Here is a 16,823-nt window from a genome sequence, read left to right on the forward strand (position 1 = left end):
CACCGACCGGCTCCCCGGTGCCGGTGTGTAGCCGATTCTGGGCTCGTTCGAGAGCGGTGAGCACATGCTCGGTATCTTCCGCCAGTTGGTGTCCCGCAGCGGTCAGGTGGATGGAGCGGCCGGTGCGTTCCAGCAGACGGATGTGGGTCTCCTCCTCGAGCAGTCGCAGTTGTTGCGAGACGGCGGAGGGCGTGACGCCGCGCAGTTCGGCCACGGCCGTCACCGTGCCGTGGGCAGCCAGGTCGCGCAGGAGGATGAGTCGTCGGATATCGAGCGTTAGTTCATCTTAAAGAGATGGTGTAGGGGATGTAGCTGGACACGGGAACGTGTGTGCGGCGACCCTGGCTTCCTCACCCCCATACCCCGAGCAGAGTCAGGAGTGTTCTCATGCGCGCCACCGTGATCCACGGCCCCAACGACATCCGGATCGAGGAGGTGCCCGACCCGGTGGTCCGGAAGCCGACCGACGCGGTGGTACGGGTGGTACACGCCTGCATCTGCGGCAGTGACCTGTGGGCGTACCGCGGTGTGGCCTCCCGCACGGCGGGGCAGCGGATCGGTCACGAGTTCCTCGGCATCGTCGAGGCGGTCGGCTCCGAGGTGCGGGACTTGCGCCCGGGCGACTTCGTGGTTGCCCCGTTCGTCTGGTCGGACGGCACCTGCGACTACTGCCGCGGGGGCCTGCACACCTCCTGCCCGCAGGGCGGATTCTGGGGCGAGGTCGGCTCCGACGGAGGCCAGGGTGAGGCCGTCCGCGTCCCCTTCGCCGACGGCACCCTGGTCAAGCTGCCGAAGGAGGCAGCCAGCGAGGAGAAGCTGTTGCCCGGCCTGCTCGCTCTCTCCGATGTGATGAGCACCGGCCACCACGCCGCTATCGCCGCCCGGGTCCGGCCGGGGTCGACCGTCGCCGTGGTCGGGGATGGTGCGGTCGGCTTGTGCGGCGTCCTCGCCGCGCAGCGCATCGGCGCCAGCCGGATCATCGCCCTGGGCCGACACGAGCAGCGCACCGCGATCGCCCGCAGATTCGGAGCCACCGACGTGGTCGCCGAGCGCGGCGAGGCCGCGATCGAGGCGGTCAGGGAGCTGACCGGCGGTCAGGGCGCGCACGCCGTGCTAGAGGCTGTCGGCACCGAGGAGTCGATGCGCACCGCGATCTCCATCGCTCGCGATGGCGGCGCGGTCGGTTATGTCGGCGTGCCGCACGGCGGCAGCGCCGGTGTCGACATCTCCCAGCTGTTCGACCGAAACGTCACACTGGCCGGCGGCGTCGCTCCCGCCCGCGCGTACATACCTGAGCTGCTGCCGGACGTGATGTCCGGTGCGATCGACCCCGGCCTGGTCTTCGACCGCACCGTGGACCTGGACGGGGTGCCGGACGGCTACCGTGCCATGGACGACCGCACGGCCCTTAAGATCCGCATAGCCTTCTGAGGGCGCAGCCTGCCCCTACCCTCATAGGAGTTTCACCCCTGAGTCCCGGGCGGCGTTCCCTACACCGCTCAACCGACCAGCTTCAGCGGCCGGGGAGACCGCATCGTTGTTCCATCCGAGTGGAGCTCTACGAAATTCGTGATCGCCGGGGGCGACAGCCAGATCGCCCGGCGTCTGTGCCGGCTGCTCGTGGTACGAGGCGACAGCATCATCGGAATCATCCGCAGCCCTGCTTTGCAGCAACGGTTCTGCAAGCAGACGGCGGGGAGCCAATCGTCTGTGACCTCGCAAAGACATCGCTCGACGAGGTCACCCGGGTTGTATCCGGGACGGATGCCGTGGTCTTCGCCGCAGGAACCAGACCTGTCAGCGGAGCAACCCGTAAGCACATCGTGAACCATCAGACTGCTGTCCTACTGGGGCGACGTCCCGCAAAGCGGTGTCACCTGCTGCAGGAGCCCGCACGGACAGCCCGGACAGCGTCCGTACCACCCCTCTCGATGCCATCCCCAGCCGGATTCACCGTGCTGCCTCCGAGGCAAGACCAGCTACTACGGACTCCCCGGACCCCGGCCTGGCCGCGGGCGTCGACGAGCGGCTGTTCCACGCCCGGGGCAGCTCCTCCCAGCACGCACACCACGTAGGCGTCCCGGTCCGCCGACCCCCGGCAGCAGCACCCCAGTACCGACACAGCCAGCCCCCTGACGGGGGACAGCGCCACCCGGTCCCTCCGCATGCGTCCGTGCCGGCTGCTCCACTCGCTGAGCGCGATCCAAGTGCCGTGCGGCCCGCGCGCAGCTTTGAGCAGCACCGGCTCTTCCCCAAGGGGGAGTCTGAGTCCGACCCGTACACGGGTCTGACGGGACTCAGGTCTGTTCATGGTTTGTGTTTTCGCCGGAGTGAGGGGCTTACAGTCCCGTACTCCTTTAGTCCCGTGCAGAGCCTCAGCAGAAAAAGCCAGCTCAGAGAGGGTCACCTCTCAGGGAACGGGACTGACGGGACTCAACGTGGGAGTTATCACTTGACCAGCGCGTCCCTGACATGCGCGCGCATGAGTAGGGCGGTAGTCCTGAGCAGCTTATAACTGTCGGGTCCAGTCCCGTCAGTCCCGTGGTATCCAGGGACTAGGCCCTCTACCAGGAGTTTTGTGGAGCGGGACTGAAGCCGCCCCAGCCGGGCGGGACTGAATAGGCCATCGGGCCCCCCTGCTGCGGGACTGACGGGACCCTGATTTGTCGACACGTCCCGGACGTTCCTTGCGGGGTCTCTCCGGTGGGCTACGCTCGTGCCACAAAACCCGAAGCTTTAGTCCCGTCAGGCCCGTCAGGGCTGCCGCAGACCGATACAAATCTTGACAAGGACGACGATCCGTTGACCCGCCAGCCCTCGACCGAGCCGATGGCCCCGGACGTTGCCGTGCACGGCAACGTGATCGCCCGGTGGTGTGCGCGGGCAGGTTGGCCGGTCCATCCTCTTGCCCCTCAGCAAAAAGTCCCTCCGGCCAACTGCCGAGCCTGCAAGGGCGACCGGCACCCGCCCAGGTCCTGCCCTTGCAAGCAAGCAGGACGTTGGTGTCACGGGTTCCACGCCGCGACTACAGATCTTGAGCGCATCGACACCTGGTGGCATGCACAGTCCCGTTTCGGGGTCGGTGTTTCCTGTGGCCCCGCAAACCTGGTCGTTCTCGATGTGGACGCCCACGCGGCGCAAGTCCCCGACCGCTCCCGGCTCCTGCCGGGAATCACCATCGGCCCGCAGGTCAATCTCTCCGGCCTGGCCACAGGCTTCGACACCCTGGCCCTGCTTGCCGCACTCCGCGGCAAGCAGAGTCCGGCCGAGGACACCGACACCCTGCGAGTGCGGACGCCCTCCGGTGGGCTGCACATCTGGTACCGAAATCCCCATCCTGAGATCCGCTACCGCTCCTCAACAGGATCCAGCCCGAAGATGGCGTTTGCCTGGCAGGTGGATGTGCGCTCCGACAACGGCTATATCGTGGCTCCTGCGACCCGGACCGCCGCAGGCAGTTACCGCCCCGTGGGAGCAGCACGCCACCCGGCACCGTTGCCTCAGTGGCTGGCAGCAGAACTCGTACGTACACACCACGTGCCCGCTGAGATCCCTTACCCCGTCTCACGCGAAAACCCACAACGCCGACGCCGCTCGGTGAAGGGCGCCGAACGTCTCCTGACCCCGCTTCTGGACGAGGTGTCCGCATGCGCGGCGACTCCGGAAGGGGCGAGCTTCACAGAAAAGCTGAACCGCGCTGCCTATACCGCCGGGGGACTGGTCGAAGGAGGCCACCTTCCGGAGGAAGAGGCGCGGACCCGGCTCCTGGAGGCGGCTCGTTTCGCACGTTCTGCTCAAGAGAGCCGTAACCTCACGATCATCGAGTCAGCTCTGTCTGCGGGCGCCCAGCGCCCACTTCACCCCCGAGGACGCTCATGAGCGCCGAGCCCGCGCGCTTCGACGCAGAAACGGCTGCCGCACAGATCCAGCAGCAGAGCCTCGTCTTCGATTTGTCCGAGCCGCACCTCGTGTTTCCGGCTCAGCAGACCGACGCCCGCCACCCGTCCGCGACGGAAACGGACGGGTTGTTGCCCAACTCCCTGACCGACCGGGGCAACGCAAAACTGTTCGCCCGCCTTTACCGCGATCGGTTCCGCTACGTGATCGGAATGGGCTGGCACTCCTGGGATGAGTACCGGTGGAAACTGACCGGCGGCGATGAAGCAGCGGTGTGGGCTGCCGGGGAGATGGCCGAGCAGATCGCCGAGCACGACCCGCAGGGGAAATTCACCCACCGCCAGCTGGCCGCACACCGCCGGCACTCCGAATCCACCTCAGGACTCAAGGCCCTGCTCTACCAGGCACAGGCCGCGCCCGGGCTGCGCCTGGATCCCGACGTCCTGGACGGCGACATCTACGCCCTGTGTACCCCGGCCGGGGTCGTCGACCTCAGGACGGGGATGCTGCGTAAACCCGACCCGCTCACGGACATGCACTCACGGGCTACCTACGTGGCGCCTCACGCCATGCCCATCCCGCGCTGGGACAGCTTCCTGCGTGACACCTTCGGGGACGACGCCAAGGGCCTGGAAACCACGCGCTTCCTGCACCTGCTGCTCGGCTACTCCATCACCGGTGACGTAGGTGCGCAGGTCCTGCCTTTCCTCTACGGCTCCGGAGCCAACGGTAAATCCGTTCTGCTGGAGGTGATGATGCAGATCCTGGGCGACTACGCCAACGCCGCCCCGCCCGGGTTCCTCATGGAGAAAGGCAAGTTCACCGAGCATTCCACGGAGCTGACCGAGCTGCACGGCCGGCGCATCGTGGTGTGCAGCGAGCTCAAGCCCAACGACAAGTTCAACGAGTCCCGCGTCAAGCTCCTCACCGGCGGCGACACCATCACCGCGCGCCGGATGCGGCAGAACTTCTTCACCTTCACTCCCACACACAAGTTGTGGCTGCTGGGCAATCACCGTCCCGAAGTCGGTACCGGAGGCTACGCGTTCTGGCGCCGGATGCGGATCGTGCCGTTCGAGCGGAGCGTCCCCGATGAGCGAAAGATCGACAACCTGGCCGCCGAACTCGTCCGCGATGAGGGCCCAGGAATCCTGTACTGGCTGATCGAGGGCGCCAAAAGCTACCTGGCCACCCGCGACCCGCTCACCGGTCCGGCTTCCGTACGGCTGGCGACCGCTGCCTATGAGACGACCGAGGACCACGTGGGCCGCTTCATCACCGAATGCTGCACCAAGGGTGAGGGGGGCCGCCCCAACCCGGAACTGCGCGTCGAGCAGAAGCTGCTGTACGAGACCTACGGGCGCTGGTGCTCGGAAGAAGGAATTCGGCCCTCCACCAGCCGCGCCTTCGCCAGTCGCATCCGCCAGGAGCTCGGCCTGTCCTCACCCGCAGAAATGATCAAGAACAACGTCAAGAAGCTCTACCCCGGCCTCGCCCTGCTCCCGGACGAGAATGCCGCCGATATCGGCGACGGAACACCCTGAGGAACTGCTGCACGCAGGGCGGGTGCACGGGTCGACCGTACGATGGGCGACGCCAGCTTTCCCATCCCGCTCCGCGAGCTGGGAAGACGAACTGCATGAAAGCCCAAACCGTAGGCCGGTACCCGGCCACCAAGACTAAGGAGGCCTGATGAGCGCGATTCCGCAGGAAGGCGATCTCGTTCAGGAAGCCGAGGTCATCTGGCTGGAAGAAACCGAAGATCTCGACTACGTCCGTCAGGCCCTGGACAAGGTCAGCACCCGCAAAGGCAAACCCCGCTACGAGCGCGACGGTCGGATGATCGGCTACTCCAACCTGACGCCCAACGCGCAACGCACTGCCGACAGCGGCCTCTTCGCCCGTCGGACGTTCTATCTGCTGCCGCACGACCGCCCCAACCAGCCGGATGACCCCGAGTGCCCCTACCGGGTGGGCTCGCCCCTGGAGGCCGTCGACCCACGGACGGTCGCGGCGGGCAAGGTCGGAGCCAAGACTCCCCGGTCGCAGGCCACCGGGGAGATAGCGTCCGCCCGCTCGTAAACCGCTCTGGACCTGGCACCCGAGCCAATGACTGCGGCCTTGACCAGGCCGACTTCGCCGAGCCCGACAGATGGTGGGATCGCCGGTACCGGACGTCGACGCCCTCGCCGATGCCTGGAACCCCGAGCCCCCGGCTCCGGCCGCCGACCCGGGCAGTCCCGCCGACGATGTCGCCGGCGATCCCGGCTCCGGTCGACGGCGACCAGGCGACGGAGCCGGTGCCTGAGACGGAACCGGGACGGGCCGTACGCCCGGCCGGGCGGCGGCAGGGCTGCGTCGAGCGGGGGCCGAACGGCAGAGCTGGGCGGCGTGAGGCGGGGCGTACGGCCCGGTCGGCTGGAAGGCGGCGGCGCGGTAGAGGCGGCTGGGACAGGCGCCGGAGGCGGGGGCTTCGGCAGGCGGGACCCGGGCGCGGAGACGGCCGGTGGCCCGACCGGCCAGCGGCTGTGAACCTGGCAGTTGAGGAGCGGCCGACACGTGCCGTCTGCCGGGGACCCCTTCCGGACACCTGATTCGGGGCCGGGTGTTTCCGGCGCGACGCAGTGGCCCGGCGGCGGTCGGCCGGTACGAGGCGCACGGAGGGTTGCCGCCGTGCCCCGCGGACAGCGACTCCCCGCTCGTGCGGCGCTTCCGCGGGCCCTGCCGCACCCCCTGTCTTTCGCGGACTCCCCGCCATCTGTTGAGCAGGGGCGGGGAGCCGCTGTGCGCCCCGTAGGTGCACGGGCGCGGAGCTGACAGGCGCGGGGCACCCGCCGGGGACGCGCGGAATATCGGCTGTGTGACGGCCTCGGCGTTTCGGGTACAGGGGGGCCGCAGGTGGGCTCCGCCTCGATGGGCTCCGGTCAGCCTGTCGGCTTGAGGCCGACGGTGGCCACCTCGGCGGGAGGCTGACCGCTTTCCACCTCGGAGCGGTCGCTGTCCTCGGGTCCCTGGTAGCTGTCTTCCTGGTAGGCCGGGGTAGTGCCGTTCTCGTGGCCGGGGACTTCGTTCAGGTTGGAATGCACTCGGTAGGCGAGTTTCTGAATGGCGTTGACGCCGTAGGACTTGGTCGGATCGTCATCCGAGAGGAACACCATCTGGTAGAGGTCGTCGGAGGAGGAAAAGATGCCGGTGCTGTGCACCCGCCAGCCGTGTGTAGCCCGTTGCAACCAGCCGTTCTTGTTCTCCACGCGCACTCCGTCTGGTGCGCCGTAGGGGGCTCCCCAGCGCTGACTGGGGATGACCTCGCTCATCAGTTGTCGGGCATAGAGTTTGTTGGGGGCGGTGAGGACTGTCGGGTTGACGGTGTACACATCGAGTTGACGCATCTCGTCCCGGGCGTTGATCTGGGTGAGCCCCCACGAGCTCCCCAGGACGGTGTTCGTCATGCCCGCCAGATTGAGGAACTGCTGTAGGCGGGTCTGCCCCACGCTGTTCCACAGCCGGGTGGCCGCGCTGTTGTCGGATGCCGTGATCATGAGGCGGAGGTCTGTTCGCTCCGACTCGGTGAGCGGGCGTTCCAGCTCCTGGGACCGCCTCAGGACGGTCCCCATGATGGTCAGTTTGACGACGCTTGCGGAGTCGTACTGCCTGTCGGGGCTCTGGGTGCACACGAGCCCGGTCCGACGGTCCTTGATCGCGAAGGAAAGTGTACCCAGGTAGCCCTGCTGGTCTCGGGTGAGTTCGCGGGTGAGTCGTGCGGCGAGGCCCTTATCGGTGCGGGCGTCGCACACTACCGTGTGCCGCGGCGCAGCATGGGGGGCGGCGAGCGTCGGCTGCGGGACGAGCAGCGAAGCGATCGCAGCCGAGGTCAGAACTGCCGCGGCGGTGCCGCGACGTCGGCCAGCGGAGAGCATGTCGGATCCTTCAGAACTTGGGATGGGCTGTGTCATGACGACGCGGTGGGGGCGGGCGCCGCTACCCGGGGCTGGTGCCCGGGCCCTGTGCCGCTGAGAGGGCTGGGATGGACCGCCAGTCCGTAGGGCGCGAACCAGTCCCGGCCCAAGGCCGTCTGCCGGCTTCCGTCGGCAGGAACCTTGAAGACCTGGTTGAGGTTGAAGTCGGCGATGTACACGTCACCGGCACGGTCGACGGCCACTCCGGTGGGGAAGGCCAGGCCCTCTCCCACCGTGACGGACTCGCCGCCTCGCACGGGCACTCTAAGGACTTGCTGGTTGTAGGGATCGGCGACGTAGAGGTGGCCCTTGCCGTCCAGGGCCAGGCTGGTGGGGTCCGCCAGTCCGGGCACGGACACGGTCTCCTGACCCGAACCGTCGGCCGGTACCCTTACGACGCGGTAGTTGTAGGTGTCGGCGACATAGACGTCGCCGTTTCGGTCCACCGCCGTTCCGGTCGGACCATCGAAGTTGGACCCGATCTCGGTGCGCCGCCCGGACTGCTCGATCTTGAGCACGCGGTTGTTGTCGGTGTCGGCGACGTAGAGGTTCCCATACTGATCGACGGTGACGCCGTAGGGCGAGTCAAGCCCCGTCACCACAGTGGCCGGCCGTTGCCTGGGGCCGATTTGCACGACGCGGTCGTTGCGGGTGTCGGCCACGAAGATCGTGCCGTCGTCCGCCACGGCGACGCTGTTGGGGAGGTTCAACCTGTCGGCCACCGTCCTTCCCCGCTGTTGGCCGGGCACTTGCGCCACGACCCGGTTGTTGTATGTGTCCGTCACGTACACCACCGTCTGTCCGCCCCGGGCCCCGGCCACGGCGCGAGGCGAGGGGGCATCCGCGGCTGCGGGGCTCGCGTAGACGGGTACGGTCGCCAGCAGGGCAGCGAGCAATGCCAGGAGGAACCGCCGCCAAGCGGTGCCGGAACGCGGACTACGGGCCGCGTGATGAAGCGAACTCTTCATGAGGAGCCTTGTCTGTCCGACGTCGGGTCTGAGCCGACGTCTCACGTCGCTGGTGAGGGACGAAGGGCCGTGATCATCCAAGTTGGAACCCGTGCTGGATCTGGTAGCACTCGAGCTTGCTCATGACCGTGCAGTAGCGGCGAGGCAAAGGTGACGGCACGGTGATAGATGCTGCGCTCCTCCTTGTCGACCACGGCTACTCCCCGCCTTTGGAGAAGACGCAGAGCACGGCTGTCAGTGGCTGCACGGGCACCTGGGCTGGGCATCCGGCCGGCTCAGGTATGCCTCCCCGTAGATTGGCACGGTCTTACGGTCTGTGACGGTTGACAGGGCCCATCGGACGCCGGACTGCCGACAGTCATTTCTCCGGTTTACGGAAGGACACCTTGTGCCCCAAGTATCAGATGGCTGTTCAGTCCGCGCCCGACCGCCACGTGCTGCTGTCCGGTGGCTACCCGCGACGACAGGCCGTTGTCGACGGCCAGCGGGGTGCCCGGGCCCGCGTCCCTGATCAGCGGGACCGTGACGTTGAACCATAAGTACAGGCGGGCTCACTGGAGCCGTACCAGGGGGACAAGCTCGCCGCTCCGCCGGCAACAGGTTTACTCCGGGCGGTTCTTCTCGTAGTCGGGCCGGAAAGCCTCTGTGCTCGGTCCTGACGGTCTGGCTGTTCTTGGTCTAGCCCGAGGAGTCGCCGGACCTGCCGCTCTGGTGATGCTCGCCAGCGCGGTGTGATCCTACGGGAACACCCTCCACGGCACCGGGCTCCGTTCCGTGTCCCCGGTGTTCGGCGGAAGCCGGTGACGCCCGGCGGAACGGTCCGCTGCCTTGGGTCGCCAGGTTTGGAAATCCTGTGACGGAACAGACGAGGCGTTAACGCAGACTTTATCTTCGCTGGCAGGAGTGCATTATGGGCATCATCGCGTGGATCTTGATCGGGCTGATCGCAGGAGTGATTGCCAAGGCGCTGATGCCGGGCAAGGACCCCGGCGGCATCATCGTCACGATCCTCATCGGGATCGCCGGCGGTCTGCTCGGCGGGTGGCTCGGCAAGGTCATCTTCGGCGTCGACTCCGTCGACGGCTTCTTCGAGATCTCCACCTGGATCGCGGCCATCATCGGCTCCGTCATCCTGCTGGCCCTGTACCGACTGATCACCGGCAACCGGCGACACGCCTGATCAGCTTCCCCGCACCAGCACCACGCACCGCGCACGAAACGGCTCCCCCTCACCTGAGGGCGGAGCCGTTCGCCGTACGACGACGGGCACCGTGACCGACCTCGGCGCGGCCGGCCAGCACGGCGGCCGCCGGCCGGCAGCCTGGACACATCCGCGCTCTTGAGGACACTCTGAGAGCACGCAGACCCGTGTCGAGAACGGTCTCCAGGCGGCGGAGCGTGGCGTCGCGGTACGCATCGACCTGCCCACCCGCCTCGGGTTCTCCCGCGACGTCGTCGCCGACCTCATCGCCCGCGTAGCGTCGTTCTTGCTGCTGTCCTCACCTGTCATCCGGTGAGGCGCCCGTCAGGATGCGACACAGCTCGGCGTCCTTCTTGCCCACCATGTACCAGCCGGAGCCGGGACGGTTCTGGCGCTCCTGCTCGGACTCCAGATACAGATGTCCGGTCAACACGTTGTCCAGGAAGGTCTCGCTGAGCCGGCGCGCCTCCATCAGCGGGCTGGTCACCAGCAGGTTCTTCAGCGCAGTCAGGCCGTTGCGGTGCCGGTCGACCTCTTCCAGCCGCCCTCCGCTGCCGCGGCCACGGCTGATGAGGGTGAACTCCTGCGCGCCCTGCGTGCACCAGGTGGACTGGAAGGCATCAACCTCGTCGATGATCACGACGCGGCAGCGGCGCAGCACGAACTCCAGCACACTCATGTCGTTGACGACCCGCTCGCCGTCCACCTCGACGGGCACCTTGCAGCGCCCCCGGATCAGGTTGTGGTGGTTGGTCACGATGATGTCGGCCTCGGCGGCCCGCCGAATATGCTCAAAGCGCCGGCAGATCCCCATGCGCGGGCACAGATGCCTTCCGCCAGACTCCGGCTCGGCGGGCCCGTCGACCCACTCCAACTGGGCGCAGGGGAGCCTGGTGCGATCCAGCCGCGGGCCGTCCACCTGCCAACCGGTCATCTCGCAGCCGCCGGCGAACTGCTCGAACCGGTCCTCGCGGCCCTGGGAGAACGCAAGCTCCGCCTGGTCGTCGTAGCGCGAAGACGCCACCCACGCCACCACCCGCAGAGGCCTTCCGGCCCGCTCCGCCGCGTCCCGTACAGCGGCGACTGTCTCCTCGACCAGCGCGTTATCCGAACCCAACTGCTCGGCGGTTCCCAGCCCCTCACGGATTCTGCCCACCACAATGAGGACCGGACCCTGGCCGCTCGCCGCAAGAAGGTGCGCCGCATCCTGCATCAACACGCTCTTGCCTACCCCCGTGGGCGCATTCAGCAGCGTCATCGCCCCGGCAGGCAGCCGCAACTCCGCCGCCGTACGGCCGTAAGCATCGGTGAGCCGGTCGAAGAACCCCTGCAACAGGCCGGGCTTCCACCCGAACTTCTCCGGCTGGGCTCTCGCCTGGCCCACCACGCGGTCCATCACGGCTTCGCGCGGCAGTCTCACCTCGTCAAGGAACGGCTCGGTGCGCAGCCGGACCGGCGCCACGAAGGCATTCTTCTCGCTGGCAGGAATCTCTGCCGTGTACAGCCCGTCGTGACCAAACGCCCACAGCCCCTTGCCGGCCGTCGGCAGCGCCACCTCCAGCATGCCCCGGTAGTCCTCGGCCTCCTGAACCAGATTCTCGGCCAGGACGAGAGGCTCTTGAGCATGGCAGGCCACCAGCCAGTGGGTCTCATCCGCGTTCGACTCCTCCGGAATCCAGAACAGCGCCGTGGACACCACCGCGTACTCCAGCACCGCCTCACGGAACGTTTCCGGCTGCGCCAGATCCCCCTCCTGCCTGACCGCCTGCCACAACCGGCCCACCAGCTCGTATTCGGCGCGCGGCAGCGACAACCACGCGCCCCACAGATCGGTGCGCCGGGCGGCGAACATCGCCGCGAAGTCCAGCGGCACACCGCGCCGACCATCGACGGCCTCGAAGGCGAAGTACTGCTGGGACAGGGCGAGATACGCCGCGATGGCACAGCGCTGCAATGCCTCACGGACCTCACCGGTCTTCACGACTCACCCCGGCACCAGCGAAGAACCTCAGCGATGAGGGCCTTGTCGGTCATCACCTCGAAGTCCGGCCGTCCGGCAAGACGCGCCCGCAGCAGCGGAAGGTCGGACCGCTGCCGGTGGGGGACCACGATGGTCAGCGGTACCGCTCCACCCACCGCGGGACGCTCGAGCAACGCATCGGCCAGGGCGCCGAAGGACCGCCACGCCTTCGCATCCACCCGCCACGCCTTGACCACCAGCGGGTCGGCGGCCGTGATGCGCAAGTCGTAGCGGTCGCCGTCCGGATACATGAGGACGTCGAGACCGGCGATGCCGGTCAGCGCATCCCGGATCGCGAACTCCATGCGCCCCGGCAGGGTCAGATACCGCCACACCGTCCGGGAGACCGCCAAGTAGTCACCAGCAGCCGGGAAACCTTCCACCAGACCGGCCAAGCCGCCCCCGCCCTCCAGGACCGCAACGCCGCCGCCCCGCACCGGCCGGTAGGTGTACTGCGCCCCCTCCAAAAGGTGGGCGTCGCACGACACGACGAAAACACCGTCGCCAGCGGACTGAGCCCGCATCGGCCAGACACAGGTGGGACACGGGAAGCACCAGCCCGCCGCGTTGCACCACGGCCACGACGAGACCGGCTCGAAGAACCCGAACCGCCCCCACAACCCACCCCACTTCTCCCACAGCACACCCTGCTCCGCCACCGGATCACTCGCCAGCAGCTCGCGCACCCTCGCGTAATCGTCCGGCGGAAGACGCCGGATCTCCGAGTGCAGCTGCCGCTCCTCCTGCTCGGCACGCAAACGCGCCCAGGGCCAGTACTCCATCAACGCCTGCTGCGGCACGAGGTGTTCGCGGCCCAGGTCCTCCACGGCATCGCACAGCAAGCCGTCCTCGTCCAGCAGCCTCATCTCGCCGAGCGGGTCGTCGTCGCTGCCAGCGGGCAGAAGAGGCGCAAGCCCACGGCGCAGACCGCGCCGCAGCACGCCCATATCCAAGGCGGCAGCCACGCCGGCATCGTGTGCCGAGCGCAGAACCCCGAGACAGTCGATGAGCCGGGCGGCACGCTGGCCTGGATCGCCAGTGCGGTCCGCTTCCGCCACAGCGGCAGCACAGCACGCGGTCAGCGCCAGGTCGCGACGCCATCGAGGGGTGTTCCGTTCGACAAGACCCATAACGGCTAAATAAACGAAAAAAGCTAACAAATATTGCATACGGTGCCGATCATGAACGCCAAGACCGCCCCATCGGCTCAGCCCGAGGCCCCCACCAGCACCACCCCATCACGCGAGACAACCAAACCCTGGCTATGGGCCGCAGCCCCGGACACCCCCCTGACCGAGGATGACCACCCCTTCAGCGGCAAATGGATCTGGTTCACACCACTCAGCCTCCTCGACGCTTCCTGGACCACGATCCACGCCGCAACCCAAGACGGCCTTCTCGGCTACCGCAGCAAGGCAGGCACACTCATCAACACCCGCCCAAAGAGCGACGACACCCGCCGCCCCATCTGCGTCTACACCCGAGACTGGCGCGACATTGACGACGTCCAACGAGCACTGACCAACCTCCGCACCCTCGGAATCGTGGACGTCCTGCTCTACAAGACCGACAGCGACACCCGCCGAGGCCGTTACGGCACCGGCACCAGCACCTTCGTCGCGCCTGCCACCAAGCTGAAACTGGTCATCCCCAAACGCACCCGCGAAGCACTCGAACACCACCACGCTGCGCGAGCCCAGGCCCGACGCGATGCTGCGGCACGCAGGAAAGCACCCACGACGAACCGCACCTGACAACACACAGCACAGAACAGGCGAAGCCTCCAGCCTCCCCCGCGCGCGTACACCACCACCTCCTGCCCCACATGCTCCTGCCCCGCATGGAGGCGGGTTCAGGTGTCCGCATGGGCCACCTCGAGTGCGGGAGGATGGGACATGCCCGTTGCCGCCGTGAGCCGAGGTTGCCCGTGATGCCCCCTGCCACCGAACCCACCACTGCGGCACTCACAGCCCCCGCCCCCGCTGTCCCTCGCCGTACGCTGCGTCCCGACCAACAGGCGGCGGTAGACAGCGGAGTCCGCGGGTTGAGGAAGCCCGGCTCGCGCGGGCACATGGTCTCCGCGTGCGGCACCGGCAAGACCCTGATCGCGCTGCGTACCGCCGAAGCACTCAGCATCAATCACCTGCTGGTCGCGGTGCCGTCTCTGGACCTGATCGGCCAGTGGGCCCAGACCGCCCGCGCGGACGGCCGCACGGAACCGCTGATAGCGGTCTCCTCGCTGCGCGCGGACAAGCACCCCCTCCTCGCACAGGCTGGAGCGGTCAGCACAGGGTCGGGGGCGTTCTTGGCGTACTGGCTCACCCAGCACAAGAAGGCGACCGTGTTCGTCACCCTGGACTCCCTGCCGAGGATCGAGGAGACCCAGCACTCCACCTTCCCCGCACCCACCTTCGATCTGCTGATCGTGGACGAGGCACACCGCACTGCCGGGAGCTGGGACAAACACTGGACCGCCCTGCACGACCACCACCGCATCCCCGCCGACCGCCGTCTCTACCTCACCGCCACCCCCTACGAGTGGCAAGCACCGTGCCTGTCCGAGGCCCCGGACACCCGCCCCCAGCCCAAGCGCACCCCGGCGACCGCACCCGCCTGGGACGCCCCATCACTGATCGCTTCCATGGACGACATCAAGGTCTTTGGCAAACGCCTGCACACCTACCCCCACGCAGACGCGATCGACGACGGCGTCCTCGCCGACTACCAACTCCTCATCCCCACGATCACCGACGCCGACCTGCGCACCGCCCTGACCGACCCGGACCTGCGCACCGCATTCGGCCCCAACGCCCGCCGTACCACAGCCCTGCACCTGGCCGTCCTCAAAGCCATGCACGAACACGACCTCCACCACGTGATCGTCTACTTCCAACAGGTCGCCGACGCAGCAGACTTCGCCCGCCAATTCACCCACACCCTGCGCACCCTCCCCGAAACCCAGCGCCCCGCCTGGACCACGGATCTGCTCGTGCAGTCGATCAACGGCACCCACACCCCCGGACAGCGCCAGAAGATCCAGAACCACTTCATCGAAGCCCAGCGCGCCATCCTCACCAACGCCCAGGTCCTGGGCGAGGGCATCGACCTGCCGGCCGTGGACGCCGTCGTTTTCGCGGACCGCACCGCGAGCGTGCGCCGCATCGTCCAGGCCCTCGGCCGCGCCCTTCGCAAGCCCCCGACCCTCAAGACCAAGACCGCGAGCCTGGTCATCCCCGCCCACATCCCACCCGAAGCGGATCCCACCGACCTCTTGGGCACCCCCTACGAAGCCCTGTGGCTCGTCACCGCAGCCCTGCGCCGCCACGACCAGACCATCGCCGCCCGCGCCCCACGCAAGAACACCAAGCACCGCCTCGACCGCGACACCCACCGCCTCCTCGCACGCCGCTTCCGCTTCGACTTCACCCTCGACCCCGGCTCCATCGCCCGCGCAATGGACCTCCTCGCCTGGCCCGCCGCCGGCGCAGCCCTCTCCGAACCCCGCCGCGCCGGGCTGGCCGCCGCCATCCGCTACCACGACGAACACGGCCACCTCCGCGTCCCCACCGATTTCGAGGACACCTACGGCTACCGCCTCGGCGCCTTCATCACCGGCCAGCGCACCGCCCACCACCAAGGCACACTCGACCCCGACTGGATCACCGAGCTCGAAGACCTCGGCATGGTCTGGGACGACCACGAAGCCACCTGGCAGGCCAACCTCACCGTCCTCGAAGCTTTCCACGACGAACACGGCCACCTCGCCATCCCCGCCACCGCCCCCGGCGGACAGTTCCTCGTCCACCAACGCGGCCTCGCCCGCAAGGAACTCCTCGACCCCGACCGCGAAGCCCAGCTCACCGCCCTCGACCCCGCCTGGACACTCCCGTACGGCCCGGATTGGCACCGCAAGTACCACCTCCTGCGCCGCCACATCGAAGCCGGCAACCACCCCGCCACGCTGCGCCGCGACACGATGATCGACGGAGCGAGGTCCGGGTCCTGGCTGCACCGCCAGTTCACCACTTGGCCCCAACTCGACCCCGGCCAGCGCGATCTCCTTGCCCGCCTTGGCCTGACTCCCAACCAAGTCCCGCTCTCCGCCCCCAAGTCCACCCCTTCGACCGCCAGCCCACGACGCCACCGCTCCTTCAAACAACACGCCTTGCTACTCCGGGCCTTCGTGGAACGGCACGGCCGTCCGCCCGGCGCCCGGGAGTGGATCGAGGCGGATGGCGAGCGCGTCATGATCGGCCCGTGGTTGTCCAAGACGCGCACCAAGTACAAGAATGAGCAACTAGCTGAAGAGCAAAGCCAGTTGATGCAGGAGATCCTCCATGAGAACTGGACCGCACCTCCCATCAGGCCCGCACCCGGGGAGGGCCCCCCTGATCTCTCGAAGATCAGTTAAATTTTTCTGCATCCAAAAACCAAGGAATGACGTTAGTTTCGCTACGATGGGAACCTGAGGGGGAACCCCCCTGGGTCTTCGGGGAAGCCGGGAGTGGTGTGGCCCCTCAACTCAAGCCGTGCGAGAGCTCCGCCGCCCAGAACTCGCCCAGATGACTGACGACCCGCCAGACATCCGACCTAGCTGAGTTTTAGGGAAGCCGCGGAGCGGATTCCCCGTCAGGCTGGATCGCGGAGCGATCCGAGCCGCCGGGCCACGGAGTGGCCCGGCAAGCCGGAGCGGAGCGCCGGCAGCAGAGCGGAGCGCTGCTTTGTCTTCCCCCCCCGCCGCGTAGCGGCGGCGCGTCGTGTCTGCGGAGCAGACCGCGCGC

General features: G+C 67.8%; 11 protein-coding genes and 1 pseudogene. 7 read left to right on the forward strand and 5 right to left on the reverse strand.

The genetic code is table 11. The features are described from left to right. Window positions 1-148: 148 nt before the first annotated feature. A pseudogene (locus ACIQAK_RS28865) lies at window positions 149-223 on the reverse strand (hypothetical protein); the annotation flags it as partial. Window positions 224-387: 164 nt separating this feature from the next. Between ACIQAK_RS28865 and ACIQAK_RS28870 the strand changes: the two are divergent. From ACIQAK_RS28870 to ACIQAK_RS28885, 4 genes are all read left to right on the forward strand, one after another. Further along, entirely contained in the window at window positions 388-1,431 is a 1,044-nt protein-coding gene (locus ACIQAK_RS28870; protein ID WP_366392901.1) for a zinc-dependent alcohol dehydrogenase family protein, read from the forward strand. Window positions 1,432-2,829: 1,398 nt separating this feature from the next. Then, window positions 2,830-3,879 carry a bifunctional DNA primase/polymerase gene (locus ACIQAK_RS28875; protein WP_366392903.1) on the forward strand — a complete coding sequence of 350 codons (1,050 nt, stop codon included), beginning with the start codon at window positions 2,830-2,832 and terminating at the stop codon, window positions 3,877-3,879. Continuing rightward, window positions 3,876-5,441: a phage/plasmid primase, P4 family gene (locus ACIQAK_RS28880; protein ID WP_366392900.1), complete on the forward strand. Its 1,566-nt coding sequence runs from the start codon at window positions 3,876-3,878 to the stop codon at window positions 5,439-5,441. Before ACIQAK_RS28875 ends, ACIQAK_RS28880 begins: the two co-directional genes overlap by 4 nt. A 148-nt stretch (window positions 5,442-5,589) precedes the next feature. Further along, complete coding sequence (locus ACIQAK_RS28885; protein ID WP_366392899.1) at window positions 5,590-5,979, forward strand: DUF6009 family protein; 390 nt, start codon at window positions 5,590-5,592, stop codon at window positions 5,977-5,979. An 842-nt stretch (window positions 5,980-6,821) separates the two neighbouring features. On the opposite strand, the gene ACIQAK_RS28890 is transcribed toward ACIQAK_RS28885, so the two are convergent. Together ACIQAK_RS28890 and ACIQAK_RS28895 are read right to left on the reverse strand one after the other, a co-directional pair. Further along, window positions 6,822-7,814 (reverse strand): serine hydrolase, encoded by a 993-nt coding sequence (locus tag ACIQAK_RS28890; RefSeq protein ID WP_366392898.1) that lies wholly within the window; start codon window positions 7,812-7,814, stop codon window positions 6,822-6,824. A 32-nt stretch (window positions 7,815-7,846) separates the two neighbouring features. Next, complete coding sequence (locus ACIQAK_RS28895; RefSeq protein WP_401849331.1) at window positions 7,847-8,647, reverse strand: NHL repeat-containing protein; 801 nt, start codon at window positions 8,645-8,647, stop codon at window positions 7,847-7,849. A 1,084-nt stretch (window positions 8,648-9,731) separates the two neighbouring features. On the opposite strand from ACIQAK_RS28895, the gene ACIQAK_RS28900 reads away from it, so the two are divergent. Beyond that, entirely contained in the window at window positions 9,732-10,001 is a 270-nt protein-coding gene (locus ACIQAK_RS28900; protein ID WP_366392525.1) for a GlsB/YeaQ/YmgE family stress response membrane protein, read from the forward strand. A 319-nt stretch (window positions 10,002-10,320) separates the two neighbouring features. Here the strand turns inward: ACIQAK_RS28900 and ACIQAK_RS28905 are convergent, their stop codons facing one another. Further along, on the reverse strand, window positions 10,321-12,003 hold the full coding sequence (locus ACIQAK_RS28905; RefSeq protein ID WP_401849334.1) for a hypothetical protein: 1,683 nt from the start codon (window positions 12,001-12,003) through the stop codon (window positions 10,321-10,323). Beyond that, window positions 12,000-13,007, reverse strand: a complete 1,008-nt coding sequence (locus ACIQAK_RS28910; protein WP_366388987.1) for a hypothetical protein — start codon at window positions 13,005-13,007, stop codon at window positions 12,000-12,002. Before ACIQAK_RS28910 ends, ACIQAK_RS28905 begins: the two co-directional genes overlap by 4 nt. A 216-nt stretch (window positions 13,008-13,223) precedes the next feature. Between ACIQAK_RS28910 and ACIQAK_RS28915 the strand changes: the two genes are divergently transcribed. Both ACIQAK_RS28915 and ACIQAK_RS28920 read left to right on the forward strand, forming a co-directional pair. Continuing rightward, window positions 13,224-13,796: a putative phosphothreonine lyase domain-containg protein gene (locus ACIQAK_RS28915; RefSeq protein ID WP_366388986.1), complete on the forward strand. Its 573-nt coding sequence runs from the start codon at window positions 13,224-13,226 to the stop codon at window positions 13,794-13,796. 176 nt (window positions 13,797-13,972) lie between these two features. Then, window positions 13,973-16,453, forward strand: a complete 2,481-nt coding sequence (locus tag ACIQAK_RS28920; RefSeq protein ID WP_401366723.1) for a Helicase associated domain protein — start codon at window positions 13,973-13,975, stop codon at window positions 16,451-16,453. Window positions 16,454-16,823 lie beyond the last annotated feature (370 nt).

Origin of the sequence: Streptomyces sp. NPDC088706, from assembly GCF_044752765.1 — a bacterium.
Classification (GTDB): domain Bacteria; phylum Actinomycetota; class Actinomycetes; order Streptomycetales; family Streptomycetaceae; genus Streptomyces.